This is a genomic window from Imperialibacter sp. EC-SDR9 (assembly GCF_902498805.1).
GTDB lineage: Bacteria > Bacteroidota > Bacteroidia > Cytophagales > Cyclobacteriaceae > Imperialibacter.
Genome location: NZ_LR701637.1, coordinates 216689 through 230181, shown reverse-complemented (window position 1 = coordinate 230181; position 13493 = coordinate 216689). Strand labels below are relative to the sequence as shown.

The following is a 13493-nucleotide window of genomic DNA, read 5'->3' as shown; positions in this document are numbered from 1 at the left end:
ACTTGATTGTTAAACCACTTTACTTGAATGGCTTATTCCTCCTGGCCCTTGTCTCTCATTTTGATAAACTCGACATAGCGCCTGCGAATGGCCATGGCAAAACCAAGTACCATGATTAGGGTGCCTGTCCAAAGGACGTTGATATAAGGCTTAACTACGGCCTCCAGAATAACCCACTCCTTTTGTGTGGTGTTGATGCCAAAAGTGAAGCTATTGCTTTCAGGGTGGACGTTAAGGAAAGTGATTTTTGAAGCGACATCCTTCACCTCCTCAGGTATCAGACCGATCATTCTGTCCTTGATCAGGTAAATAGGCTCCACAATATAGTCTTCATCGGCGCCACTAATAACGATTCTTGCCTTGATTGCCACGTCTTCGGGCCCCAATGTCACTTGTGGGATTTCCGTTATTCTTTCAATGCCCTGCACCCTGGCAACAAAGTCGTTCACAAAAAAAGTTTCGCCAACCTTTACGGTCACCTCTTCCATTTCGTTCCACTCTGTTTCAGATTCGGGATCCGGAAAGGTTCTTACGTGGGTATACAAATCGGAGGTAAGAGTTCTTTTGATATCAGGAGAATAGACTTGCATCCCCATCGACTCGTTGATTTGGAACCTGGGGTATAGCGTAAATTTTTTGCCGTCGCTTTTCGAATATTCAATTTCGAAGAAACTGTTTTCAGGGTTGTCAAGAACCAGTGTATCTCCTTCGGAAAAATATTTCTTTCCCTTCCACTCTATGTCCTTTCGGGCCACTACTTTGTAGGCATCGCCAAAAGCTTCAATAGCACTAGTGCTCACATAGCCAGGAAAGCCATCTATTTCTTTTCTGAGACCTTTATAATTTAGAGAATAGTCCCCCATTTGCACGGTTTCATGCTGAAACAGCAGGAGATTCTTTGTGTTCATTTCCTCCGGAAAGTCCTTATTCCAAATCATTCCGGTATTGTTAAGGGAAATGATCTTGGAATAGCCAGAAGAGAAAAGAACACCCACCAGCATCATGGCTATGCCAATGTGTGCCACGGCTCCGCCTGCCAGTTTGGGGCTCGTTTTCAGCAACGAAAAAAGAATTTTTCCATTAGCAACGATGGAATAGATGCCTGCGGTAAGCAAAAGAATGTAGGCTGGCTCGGTGACTTTAGCCACAACAATAATAATTCCAGAACCCAGCAAAGAAATAACTGCGGGGTAAAAGAGGGACTCCTTGAGCTTTTGTTTGTCCACTTTTTTCCACCAGAAAAACTGCCCTGTTCCTGAGAGCAGGGCCAGGATAACTGCCAGCCAGATTTGCCACTTGCTGTAGAAAGCGACCTGATCAGCCGGGGGCGCTACATTGGAGATGCCGCCAAACAGCTCAACAATGGCATTCCATACAGGGATGGAAGTGGGTATAATCACCTGAAAGGCCATTACACAAAGCGTGGCGGCACCCATGAAAATCCAGAACTCTCTGGAGTAAGTGGAAACTTCCTCTTCGGAGGTGGGTATCTTGCTCCAGGTTTTGCCCAAAAGCCAAACGGATAGCACTGTAAACGTTAGAAGATAGACAAGGAGCTGGCCGGAAAGCCCGAGATCAGTAAACGAATGGACTGATGAATCGCCTAGTATACCGGAACGAGTAAGGAATGTGGCATAAAGCACCAAGATGAACGTAGCAATGGACAGCACCATGGATGCCTTCAGTGCGTTGTTACTTTTCTTGAAGGTGATCATGGTGTGGATGGCTGCCACCAGCACCAGCCACGGCACGTAGATGGCGTTTTCCACGGGATCCCAGTTCCAGTAGCCTCCAAAATTTAGCGTTTCGTAAGCCCAGTAGGCGCCCATCAATATGCCAATGCCGAGTGTGACTGCCGAAAACAGTGCCCACGGCAGTGCCGGCCTGACCCATTCTTTGTATTTTCCTATCCAAAGCCCAGCCATGCAATACACAAATGGGATAATAGTGGTGGCAAAGCCCAGGAACAAAGTTGGGGGGTGAATGACCATCCAGTAGTTCTGAAGCAGGGGGTTGAGGCCTGAGCCATCTTTGGGAACGAAGTCCGGGTTGAGCTGGAAAATCGGCGCATTCATTGCCTCACGCAGCAAAATGAACGGCGAGCTTCCAAACTTTACATTGAAAATAACGACCCCAAGGATCATTGACAGAAGGAAGGCTTGCACAGCAGCGAAAACGGCCATGATGGGTGCTTCCCAAAACTTGTTGGTGTTGATCAGGATCGCCCCAAGAATGACATGCCAGAATGCCCACAGCAGGAAAGAGCCTTCCTGGCCGTTCCAAAATGTAGCAATCTGATAGTAGACCGGAAGCTCAGCAGAGGAGTGGCTCCAGGCATAGTGGTACTCGAAATAGTGGCTGTTGATGATGTAAAAGAGCGAGGCAACAACACCAAATACGGAAGCGCCATGAATGTAAAAGGCGATGCGTGCATAGCTAAGCCAGGAAGGCTTGGCAATTTCATCGGAACGCTGGGCTTTCCAATATGAAAATGCGCTGATGAGAACAGAAACAAACGCTGTGATCACTAAAAAGTGACCTAAATTACCAACAAAGGTATGTATCATCTACTTTTCGGGCTTATCTGACCTCTCCAACTTTTATTTCATTCTCCTGATATTTTGAAGGGCACTTCATCAGGATTTTGTCGGCAATGAATTTATTTTTCTTGTAAGAGCCCACCACCACTACCTGCTCCGACCTTAGAAAGTCCATGGGCATGGGCTGGTTGTAAATCACTTCTTGTTCAAGGTTGTCTTGATCAACCATGATGAAGGAGAAGGAGAGCATATCGGGGCTGGTTTGAATACCAACTGGCTGACCCTGCTCGTCTTTCTTTAGGGCTCCCACCACATGGATCATGTTTGCGTTGCCTTTTTCGGCTAACTCCTGGGCTTCTCCAAAGCTCACATAGGTGCTTGCGTCACCCGCTGTGGAAACAATAACCATGACAGCCACAGCTATGATGATGATTCCGAATATGTGCGACTTTTTCATTGACTCTCTTTTTATATTTCAACTACCTAAACCTTATTTTCCTTGCAGAAATTCCTCTACCTTTTTTTCCAGGCCCGTCACTTTCATGTCCATCCTTACCACGTAGAAGGTAAATCCTCCCAAGAGGGCCACCATTACTGCTACTACGACATAGATTTTTCCCTCGGCCCGGAAGCCGTCTGCCATTTCAACAGATTGATTGGCATAATCGTTTTCATCTATTTTATGTTTTTCCTGTGCCCAGAGGCTGGTTGACAAAAACATGCCTGTGGTAAACAGTGCTATGGAAAGTGTATGCTTCATTTTATTGCTCTGTAACATGTTGAACTAATCTCATTCTGACCCTGATGGTGGCGATCCAAAAACCTATGAGCGACCAGCCAATAACTGCGGTGTAAAACACTTTCCTCAGTTTGCTATCCAGGTCATAGGCATTGAAACCGGGGTTGCCGCCGTTGCCGGGGTGCAGTGAGTCGGTAAGCCGGGGAAGGATAAACAAAAGAGGGATTAAAATGGCAAAGGCAAATATGTTGTAAACCGCACTTATCCTTGCCTTGGTGTTTTCGTCCTCTATCGATCCTCTAAGTATAAAATAGGCGAAATAGATAAGGATGCCGATGGCGGAAGCGTTTTGTTTGGGGTCGTTGCTCCAGGGCTCTCCCCAGGTAAAATTGGCCCAAATCATGCCAGTTACAATGCCCATCACACCAAATGCTACACCAACGTTGGCAAACTCCAAACTATAGATGTCGTTTTTTGGGCTGGGGTTAGAAAGGTTTTTAATGGCGTAAACTACCGACGCCAGCAAAAGCAAAATCATACCGAACCACATGGGCACGTGAAAATGCAGCACCCTGATGGTTTCATTCAGAATCACCAGCCGGGGAACGTCAAAAAGAAGACCTGCACACACTACGTAGAGCATGAGCACAACTGCCAGGATTTTCCACCACCATTTTCTTATCAATTTATCCATATCAGCTTTTCCAGAGAAAAGGAAACAACACATAGCCCAACGCAATTCCAATGCAATCTACGGCCGCCAGCGTAATTAGTTCGTCTGATGTGTCGGCCCAAGTTAGGTCATCAATAGCATTCTTTACAGCTTTAATTGACAGCAGGAGAATGGGTATGAGCAAGGGCAGACTCAAAATGGCCATAAGTACGGTATTGTTGCCAGCTTTTGAAGCAATGGCTGACATCATCGTGAGTACTGATGAAATACCTACGGAGGCCAGCGCCACCACTGAGGCAAACATCAGTGTGTTGATGACCGGATAGCCCAAAACCGTTCCGTATACTACCACCGCAATCACTGCCAGTACCACCATCAGCAAACTGTTGTAGATCATTTTCGCCATGATCAGGCTGATTGGGTGCACTGAAATGTAGTAGTAGAGCTGCCTGCCGGGAGACTCCTGAAGGAAGCTTTTGGCAACCGCATTGATGGCAGAAAAAAGAATTATTATCCAGAAGAGGGCATTCCACAAATGGTCGGGAAGTCCGGCCTGATTTTTAACTCGCAGACTCAGGTAGATGATGAAAATGGTGCTGACAGTAAACAACAGGAGGCCGTTGAAAGCATACTTTTGCCTCCATTCAAGGGTGACCTCTTTGAGGAACAGATATTTGACTTCAGCCCACATATTTTTTGGTGGCGCAAAGTTACATCAGAAAAAAGTGTTTTGGTAGCAAAAGACAGTTAAAGAGCGCTGATTTGAGGCATTAACAGGCACTGTATAAAAGTTGAGGGAAGCAATTTGATTGCCTCCCCCAACTGTCAAATCGGAAAAACTTTTTGGCAAAGAGAAAAACTGTTGATCTTTCTACTCCATAAACCCATAAAGCTTCATCTCCCGCATGGTCCAGGTGACCTCAAAGTCGATGGAGCGCCCACGGAACTCTCCGTGTACGATAGAATCGGATTTTGTTAAAGTCATGCGCAGGAATTTCGTTTCTACAGGAGCTATTCTAATAGCCATTGAAGCATTGTCACCTTTCGCCTTCTCCAGCAATTTTGTCCACTGCTTGCCGTCCATCGACACTTCCAGATCATACTCTTTTGGATAGGTATGGATTGGAGGAGGTGAGCCTGGTCTCCAGCCCCGGCTGATGGGCGGCGAGGTGAAATGGATTTCGGTAATGGTGGCAGGTTTAGGCAACTGCACCTGGTACCACATGCCCGCCTGTTGGGTAATGCCTGTTGTCCAGCCTTCGAAGTTGAAGGCTCCCTTTGCCGATGCTGTACTTCCCTTTCTGGTGTTGGCAGTGTGGCTGGCAGTCATTTTCCAGTTGTCTGCTGGCGTCAAAACTTTGGGAACTGAGGCGAACAGCTCAGGGTATGTATACGACTTGGTTTGTGCTGTCGTACTTGCTCTCACTCTGGCTACGTCTTCGGCGGTAACCAGTGACGATTCATTTTCAAAATTGGCCCTGATAAACGATGCCGCTGCGGCAATCCATTCGTCATCATTGTTGCCCATGGGGGCCATCATGATACCTGTGTACGAAGTGCCTTCGATATCTCCTGTGAGGCCGTGCAGCAGAGTCTTAATCACATAGTCCGGGTGGCCCTTTACTCGCTTTGAAGCGGCCAGCGATGGTGCCATTAACTTGCCTTGCCCGCCAGGAGCTCCGAGCCCCAGCGTACCATGGCAGGTAGCACACAGGCTGTTGTATATATCGGCACCTTTTTCAAGCAGCACCTGCTCTTTTTCCGAGTAGTTGGGGTTGTTGCGCCCAAAGAATGAATTAACTACGACTGGTTCCAGTACCTGCTGCGCCACCAACTGCACACCGGCTGTTTGATCTGCGGTCATTACTGCCTTCACAGCCTGTTCCGTTCCCGGAATTTTGAGGAGGCGCCCGGTCATCATGGCACGCATTTTCACCATGGTGTCCTCATCGTTCATCATACGCACGTAGTCAGCCCCAAGCGACATGTCACCAGCCTTATAAAGTGTTTCGCCCACCCACATGGCTTGAATGCGCATACGTGGATTGGAATCTTTCATCATTTCCCTGACAAGACCAGCGTCGAGTGCGCCGATACCTTCGAGCACCCACAAAGCGTGAAAACGAGCCAGAAGGTTGTCACTTGTCTTTGCCATCTTAACTAACTCAGGAGCTACCGACTTATCCTGGCGCTGCACCAGTACCTGCTGCGCCATGTCTCTCCACCAACCATTTGGGTGACTGAGGTATGCCAGAAGCTCCGACGATTTTTGGTCGTACATCTTTGGCTTTGTCTTGTCTCTTTGAAAATCCTTATGGCTTAGTCTCCAGATTCTTCCCAGTCCTACGACTTTGTCGAGCTGATACTGCTCAATTTTCGCTCTCAGGTAAGAGCCCACAGGTGTCCATTCTCCCTCCTGGATAATGCCGTGGTACATGTCCGTAATGTACATGGTGCCGTCTGGCGCTGTCGTCATGTCAACCGGACGGAAAAGTGGATCAGTTGAGCGAATGAACTCTGATTTTTGATCCTGAAAGACGTTGTGTAGCGTCGTCAAACCTTCGTTAACTACAGGATTGATTTGCCTGACGATTCTTGCTACAGGTTCGCCGTAGAAGTATTGGCCGTAGAGCTCTTTTGGCAGCCTGTCGCCCCGGTACACATCGTTGCCAGCTGCACCTGTCACTCTGTTCAAGGTTCCCTCGGGCATTCGCACCGCACCCATACCGCCCTGCATGTCGGCTATCTTTACGGGTGCTCCCCAGGGCACATCGAAGCCCTCTGCATAGTTCACGTCTTTTACAATATAGTCGCCATAATGAATCGGAAATTGAAAGGACATGGGTAAACCGTTAGACCCGCCCTGAAACCAGAGTTTGCCATCATCGTCATGCGAAATTCCCCACTGGGCGTGGTTGGAGCCTGTGGCTTCCCTTATCACACCATTGGGCGTCCATCTCACCCTGAAGGGGTTCACTGTGCTGTATAACCAGTTGTCCATGCCCCAGTACAAAAATGCTTGTTGATGCTCCACATTACCCGGGCGGCCAAAATTATCTGTAAAAAACTCCTTTTCGTCCGCCTTGCCGTCATTGTCGGTGTCGGTAAACATATACACATTGTCGGTGTTCGACTCCATGGTCAGCACACTGTTGGGGCCAAAGGCCAGAACAAATCTTGGGAAAACGAGGCTGTCGACAAACGTTCCCCCCGTCTCATAGATGCCATCATTGTCTTTGTCTTCCCAGCGGGAAATGGCGCTTACTGGTTCAAGCGTACCTTCGGAATCAGCTGTAAGCATGTAGGTGCGTAATTCCAGCACGTACATTCTGCCGTTGCCATCAAAAGTAATGGCACCTGGCTGCTGTATTTGCGGCTCTGTTAAAATTGGTTCAAGGCTGTAGCCGGGCTGAAGCAGGAGCCTGGCCTTTTCTCCATTTACGGGCAATGGTATCACCGGCTTCTTTGGCTCAAGGTCAATGCCTTGCCAATAGGCGTTGGTGGTGTCGGCTCCCTCTGGTAACTGCACAACGGGGAGGTTGATTGTATCCTGAGAAGTGCTCAGCTGAGGAGTTTTATCGAACTGCTTTTCTGACGGAGAGCAGGAGAAAATCGAAAGGGATATAAAAAAAGCAGCCCCCGCACGGAGCCAGTCACTTGATGTAGTTCTCATAGGGTGAAAATAGAATGTAGTATGTATAAGGTTGGAATTTAACCATTATCATGGCGCATTCCCATTGACTTAGTTTTCACTGGTTGGTTTTCTCACATAATGCCACCCCATTTTGATACAAATGGAGTTCCAGGTTAGACCGTTTGGCGCAATTACTGGTGGAAAACGTGTTGTACATTCCTTAAATTAGGGCTAATATGAACATGTGAATCACCCTAAATAAAAAAATATGAACAAGACGATAACCCCTTTCTCTAAAAGAACGATTTTGTTGCTGCTGCTGGCCCTTTTGGCGGGATCTCCTGCGACAATGGCCCAGGAAATTGGCATTCAGATGGGTAGCATGAGAGAACTCATGAAAGTAGATGTGGAAAAGACGCTGGCTCGTCTACAAGAGCTGGGCGTCAAAGAGCTTGAAGGAGGCACACCACGTGGAATTGACAAGGAGGCGTATAAAAAGCTGCTCGAAAAATACGGGCTCAAAGTAGTAGCAGTTGGTAGCAACTTCGATGCACTGCAAAAACCAGATGAGCTTCAGGCAATCATCGATAATGCGAAGTTTTACAATGCCAAATTTGTGCTCTGCTACTGGATTCCCCATACTGAGGAAAAGATGACCCTTGAGGAGATGAAGAAAGGGGTGGAGGTCTTCAATGCGGCGGGAAAAACCCTGAAGGAAAACGGACTGACTTTCGCCTATCATGCCCATGGTTATGAGTTCGTTGACTACGAAGGAGGCAATGGCACCTTGTACGAGTATTTTATGGACAATACCAACCCGGACTATGTCACCGTTCAAATGGACGTGTTCTGGATGCGCAACCCTGGACAAAATCCTGCTGCGTTGCTGAGAAAATACCCGACTCGCTTTACTTCACTGCATTTGAAGGACAGGAAGCCGGGAAGCAAAGACAACCTGCAGGGCCGCCAGGATCCTGAAACCAACGTAGTGCTTGGTCAGGGCGATGTTGGCATTGCCGAGGCCATGGAAGCCGCCATGGAAATAGGGATCAAACACTATTTCATCGAAGATGAATCTTCGAGAGCCCTTGAGCAGGTGCCGCAAAGCCTGGACTATCTGGCATCGCTAAAGACAAAGAAAGGCAAGAAAAAGAAATAGCCATAAGGAATACCCTACCCACCGGACCGGCGTGGAACGATGAATAACCTGTCAACAGACTAAGATTTATTCCGTAATGGTACAGGCTATTCCCGCTTCGGCGGACCGATCTGGCCGCTAAAAAGTAAAATTTATACAGATGAAAAGAGCCTTGTTTTCACTGACACTTTTGTGTCTGTTCAATGTTGCTGCCTTTGCACAAATAGCCCCTGTTACGCCGAACGCCTCTCCTGAGGCACGGGCGTTGCTTGAGTACATTCAAAGCTTGAGTGGCAAGCATACGCTGGTGGGTCAACACAACTTTCCTATTTCAAGGGACAGGAATTCGCAGTTCGCTGCTGATTACATAGGCAAGACGCCCCCAGTTTGGAGCCAGGACTTTGGCTTTGCCAAAGACGGGGACAAGGATTCGTACCTGGCCCGGCCCTCTATCGTGGAGGAAGCTATTCGCCAGCATCAACTCGGTGCCATTGTCACCTTATGCTGGCACGCTGTGCCGCCGACAGCTGATGAACCGGTCACCTTTCAGCCGTTGCCCGGTTTTGATTCTACGGCTTTGGCCAGCGTGCAGGGAGATTTACTGGACAAGCAATTCAAAGACCTGCTGAAAAAGGGTACAAAAATCAACAAGAAGTGGCTGACTCAGGTAGATGAAATTGCCGGCTACCTGAAGCAGTTGCAAGATGCAGGTGTACCAGTATTGTGGAGGCCTTACCACGAGATGAACGGTGACTGGTTTTGGTGGGGTGCCCGTACCGACCCGAAATATGGCACAGCGGCCTTGTACCGTCAGATATTCGACAGAATGGTGAACTACCACAAGCTCAACAACCTGATTTGGGTGTGGAGTGTAGACAGGCCCAGTGCCCCGGGCCGTGAGTTTATCAAGTACTACCCAGGCAATGAATATCTGGACATTCTTTCGCTGGACGTGTATGGTCGTGACTTCAACCAAAGCTATTATGATGGGCTCATGGAATTGTCGCAAGGCAAACCTTTGGCGTTGGGTGAAGTGGGGAATCCGCCTTCGCTGGAAATACTCGAAAAGCAACCCAACTGGACCTACTGGGTGGTGTGGTCGGGCATGGTGAGGGGAACACCGAAAAGCGAGTATGAGCCACTTGTTGCCGACTCACGCATTGTGTTTATGGAAGACAAGGCGTACACCGAGGGGACCAGAGAACTCAGAAAGGCTGAGGGCTTTGAGCCCCTCCCGTCCTCAGTTCCGGCGGACTTCACAGGCGAGTGGGTGCTCAATGAGGATGAGACAAAATACCAGGGGTTTGGCGGGCCGGCAGTAAAGCTGAGCATTGTGCAAAAGGACAATAAGCTTCTGATTAAGTCAACCTCCGTAGTAGAATGGGCCGATGACGAGGTAACCGAGCAAACCTGGCCGTTGGATGGGTCGGCTATTGAGTCTAAAATGTTTAATTCACCCAGGGTGCAGCATGCCAACTGGTCGCCAATGAAGGACACGCTGTCCATCGACTCGAAGGTAACATTCAACTTTGGCGGTAATCCATCCACGATTACAGGTTTGGATGTTTGGACGCTCCAAAGAAGAGGTAAGAAGCTTGTGATTCAGCAGACGTCAAAATCGCCAAGAGGTGAGAATGTTTCTACGGTTGTGTATGATAAGAAGTAGATCAGCAGTCAGCTGCATCATGTATCTAAACGAAGAAGGGGCCACCTGAGCCCCTTCTCCGTTTATTAGAAAATCAAAACTTATTCACTCCTCAACGACTTGGCCGGGTTCGTAGAGGCTGCCTTTGCCGACTGAAAGCTTACAGTGATCAGCGCTATTAGGGTCGCCATTAACCCAGCCAACGCAAATACCCACCAGCGGATTTCAGTTTGAAAGGCGAAACCTTCCAGCCAGCGGCTCATCACATACCACGCCAGAGGAGTGGCAATCACAATCGCCACAGCGACGAGCTTCATGAAGTCAGCGGAAAGGAGAGAAATAATCTGAGCAAAAGAAGCTCCCAACACCCTTCTTATGCCGATTTCTTTGATTCTGCGCTCCGCCGTCCAGGCGGCGAGGCCAAACAACCCCAGGCATGCAATAAAAATGGCCAAAACCGCAAACACGCCAAATACTTTACCGAACCTGACGTCGGCCTGGTATTGGCGGTTGAACGAATCATCGAGGAAGCTGTAAAGAAAAGGCCGGTGCGGGGCCATCTGCTTCCAGGTATCTTCGATTTGGCTCAGGGCTGCCGGGAAGTCGGTCGTTTTTAGCTCCAGTGCCAGAAAGCTGGTGCTCCACTTCGGTTCCAGCCTTAGTGTGAGCGGCTCCACCTGATCGTGCAGCGACACATAGTTGAAGTCCTTTACCACGCCGATGATGCGGCCGTCTCTCCCCCATTGCGAAAACTTTTTACCGATAATATCCTCCGGATTTGGGTAGCCCCACAACCTGGCGGCTGCTTGGTTGATCACCATGGATTTTGCGGTATCTGCCGGGAACTCTCTGGAGTAACCACGGCCAGCAACTACCTCAATGTCAAAGTGCTCGATAAAATCAAAATCTACCTCGTAGAGGTTTGGTGCATGATTTATCATTTCGCCAGAGGCGGTCTCTACACTGGTGCCAGCCTTGGGAAAATGCCCGCCCGGCACTGTTCTGGTAGCAGAAACGGAAGTAACGAACGACATTTTTTCGTATTCGTCTTTTATGAGGTCGATTTTTGACTGCACCCGGCCATCGTAGCCATAATCGATCACTAGCATTTGATCCTGCTCAAAGCCCATATCAACCGACCTCATATGCTCCAGCTGATTGTATACAATCGTCGTACCGGCAATCAAGGCTATCGACAATGTGAACTGGAAAATTACCAACCCTTTGCGAAGCACAGCTCCCTGAAAAGAAGCTTTGATGATACCTTTGATAACCTGAGAAGGAAGAAAGCTCGATAGTACAGCAGCAGGATATATTCCTGCAAAAAGCCCCACTACCACAGCGGAACCAAGCAAAATGACAATGGTGCCTGGCATGAAAAGCAGCTCAAGCCCGAGGGCTTTGCCGGTAAGCGTTCTGAAGCCCGGCATGGCTGCCAGCACAATCAGGTAAGCAATACATGCACTGATCAGCGACAGCAGCACCGCTTCGGTCAGGAATTGGGACATCAAAGCCCACTGGCGTGCACCGGATACTTTTCTCACACCCACCTCTTTCGCCCGTGTCATCGACCGGGCACTGCTGAGGTTCATGAAGTTGATGCTTGCGATGATGAGAATGAAAACAGCAATCGCTGAAAACAAATAGATGTTGGAGAGATTGCCAGTCACTCCAGGCTGCCTTTTGGCTTCGGAGTGGAGGTAGGCATCACCCATGGGCTCAATAAGTACATTATAGCTCCAGTCGGTTACATGCCGCCGTGTGAAGTCGTGCATTTTAGCGTGAAGGACATTGATATCAAACCCTTCGGTCACGGTAAAGTAGGTGTAGGTGTCCACATAGCCCCAGGCGGTAAACACACCAGGCCTCGACCGCTTGAACATGCTCATGGGCATGAGCACATCAAAAGTAAAATGTGAGTTGTGAGGGATGTCCTCCAGAACAGCCGTTACCATGCAGGTGGATGCTTCATTGATCCGGCCGGGAATAGCATCCACTTCGATGGTTTGGCCCACGGGGTTTTCGTCGCCAAAATATTTTTTTGCAGTAGACTGGGTAAGCACAATACTATTGGGCTGGGCCAGCGCTTTCTGCGGATCGCCCGCTACAAACTTCCAGCTGAAGACATCAAACGCAGTAGAATCGACAATGAAAATGTTTTCCTCGTTGAAGACTTTGTCGTCTTTCCTTAAAACTGTTCTCGCTCGTCCGGAGAACCTGACCACCTGCTCAACTTCGGGAAACTCCGCCTGGAGGGCAACCCCCACAGGAGCATTGCCCCACACGTCGTAGTCTTTAGGGTTGTTGCTGGTGGCGGCTGTGTCGGCCAGGTTGCCTGAATTATGCAGTAGTCGGTATATCCGGTGAGCCTTGCCGTGGTACTGATCATACGAGAGCTCATCGAGTACATACATAGTGATAAAAATGCAGCAGGCAAAGCCTATGGCCAAACCGGAGACGTTCGTGAAGCTAAAGAGCTTGTTTTTCAGCAGCACTCTCCAGGCCACTAGTAAATGATACTTGAGCATGATTTGATAGTTTAGTCCTTTTGTAAAATTGTTGCGCATCAGGATGCCGGGACGGAAAAAGCGAATAGCATTCCACACCAGCCTTCTCTTAGCTTTATTGTTGTTGTGTTTGAGTAAGTCTCTGTTATATCGATAAATAAGGTCACCCTCTATCTCTTCATAGAGATACTCTGGGCAGATGAGTTGAAGGAACCTCCGCACCCAATGAGGGATTATCTGATCCTGTTCCTTCACTCCGCTGCGATTTTAAGCTCGGGCACCATGTTCCAAAGTTTCAGCCTGCTGTCCTTGATGTTTTTCAGCATAGCCATACCGGCGCTGGTGATGGTGAAAATTCTCTTTTTGCGGCCGCCCCGCATGTTGGTGCCACCGCCAAGCTCTGATTTAATAAAGCCTTTATCCTCCAGCCTGTACAGGGTAACATGCACTGCACTCAGGTTGACTTCCCGGCTTAGCTTCGATTCTATCTCTTCTGTGATAGCCGCTCCGTAAGCATCGTCTTTCAAAGCGGCAACGAGTGTGAGGATCAGCTCCTCGAACTCGCCTATGTATTCTTTGCTCATATACTTACAAAAGTATATGCTTATATTTTGTAA

The 13493-nt window shown here is 48.6% G+C and carries 10 protein-coding genes; 2 read left to right on the top strand and 8 right to left on the bottom strand.

All coding sequences use genetic code 11. The features are described from left to right. Positions 1–32 precede the first annotated feature (32 nt). The 6 genes from GC130_RS26395 to GC130_RS26370 all read right to left on the bottom strand — a co-directional run bounded on the left by GC130_RS26395 (position 33) and on the right by GC130_RS26370 (position 7625). Positions 33–2567, bottom strand: coding sequence for a heme lyase CcmF/NrfE family subunit (locus GC130_RS26395; RefSeq protein ID WP_152001371.1), 2535 nt, complete (start codon positions 2565–2567; stop codon positions 33–35). Between the two features lie 13 nt (positions 2568–2580). After that, entirely contained in the window at positions 2581–2997 is a 417-nt protein-coding gene (locus GC130_RS26390; RefSeq protein WP_152001370.1) for a cytochrome c maturation protein CcmE, read from the bottom strand. Positions 2998–3030: 33 nt separating this feature from the next. Continuing rightward, a complete protein-coding gene (locus GC130_RS26385; protein WP_152001369.1) occupies positions 3031–3300 on the bottom strand; it encodes a CcmD family protein in 270 nt (89 codons plus the stop codon). Position 3301: 1 nt separating this feature from the next. Then, positions 3302–3961 carry a cytochrome c biogenesis protein CcsA gene (ccsA, locus tag GC130_RS26380; RefSeq protein WP_152001773.1) on the bottom strand — a complete coding sequence of 220 codons (660 nt, stop codon included), beginning with the start codon at positions 3959–3961 and terminating at the stop codon, positions 3302–3304. Positions 3962–3974: 13 nt separating this feature from the next. Next, the gene (locus tag GC130_RS26375) at positions 3975–4643 is read right to left on the bottom strand and encodes a heme exporter protein CcmB (RefSeq protein ID WP_152001368.1); all 669 of its coding nucleotides are present in this window, start codon (positions 4641–4643) and stop codon (positions 3975–3977) included. A 180-nt stretch (positions 4644–4823) separates the two neighbouring features. After that, on the bottom strand, positions 4824–7625 hold the full coding sequence (locus tag GC130_RS26370; RefSeq protein ID WP_152001367.1) for a discoidin domain-containing protein: 2802 nt from the start codon (positions 7623–7625) through the stop codon (positions 4824–4826). Between the two features lie 229 nt (positions 7626–7854). Between GC130_RS26370 and GC130_RS26365 the strand changes: the two genes are divergently transcribed. Both GC130_RS26365 and GC130_RS26360 read left to right on the top strand, forming a co-directional pair. Beyond that, the gene (locus tag GC130_RS26365) at positions 7855–8745 is read left to right on the top strand and encodes a sugar phosphate isomerase/epimerase (protein ID WP_152001366.1); all 891 of its coding nucleotides are present in this window, start codon (positions 7855–7857) and stop codon (positions 8743–8745) included. Positions 8746–8884: 139 nt separating this feature from the next. Continuing rightward, a complete protein-coding gene (locus GC130_RS26360) occupies positions 8885–10390 on the top strand; it encodes a glycoside hydrolase family 26 protein (protein ID WP_152001365.1) in 1506 nt (501 codons plus the stop codon). Between the two features lie 80 nt (positions 10391–10470). On the opposite strand, the gene GC130_RS26355 is transcribed toward GC130_RS26360, so the two are convergent. Then, complete coding sequence (locus tag GC130_RS26355) at positions 10471–13131, bottom strand: ABC transporter permease (protein ID WP_226940616.1); 2661 nt, start codon at positions 13129–13131, stop codon at positions 10471–10473. Continuing rightward, entirely contained in the window at positions 13128–13460 is a 333-nt protein-coding gene (locus GC130_RS26350; RefSeq protein WP_152001364.1) for a PadR family transcriptional regulator, read from the bottom strand. Before GC130_RS26350 ends, GC130_RS26355 begins: the two co-directional genes overlap by 4 nt. Positions 13461–13493 lie beyond the last annotated feature (33 nt).

Excerpts from the sequence above, each read along its gene's own strand:
- GC130_RS26395 (WP_152001371.1), bottom strand. The coding sequence starts at position 2,567 with ATGATACATACCTTTGTTGGTAATTTAGGTCACTTTTTAGTGATCACA.
- GC130_RS26390 (WP_152001370.1), bottom strand. The coding sequence starts at position 2,997 with ATGAAAAAGTCGCACATATTCGGAATCATCATCATAGCTGTGGCTGTC.
- GC130_RS26385 (WP_152001369.1), bottom strand. The coding sequence starts at position 3,300 with ATGAAGCATACACTTTCCATAGCACTGTTTACCACAGGCATGTTTTTG.
- GC130_RS26375 (WP_152001368.1), bottom strand. The coding sequence starts at position 4,643 with ATGTGGGCTGAAGTCAAATATCTGTTCCTCAAAGAGGTCACCCTTGAA.
- GC130_RS26370 (WP_152001367.1), bottom strand. The coding sequence starts at position 7,625 with ATGAGAACTACATCAAGTGACTGGCTCCGTGCGGGGGCTGCTTTTTTT.
- GC130_RS26365 (WP_152001366.1), top strand. The coding sequence starts at position 7,855 with ATGAACAAGACGATAACCCCTTTCTCTAAAAGAACGATTTTGTTGCTG.
- GC130_RS26360 (WP_152001365.1), top strand. The coding sequence starts at position 8,885 with ATGAAAAGAGCCTTGTTTTCACTGACACTTTTGTGTCTGTTCAATGTT.
- GC130_RS26350 (WP_152001364.1), bottom strand. The coding sequence starts at position 13,460 with ATGAGCAAAGAATACATAGGCGAGTTCGAGGAGCTGATCCTCACACTC.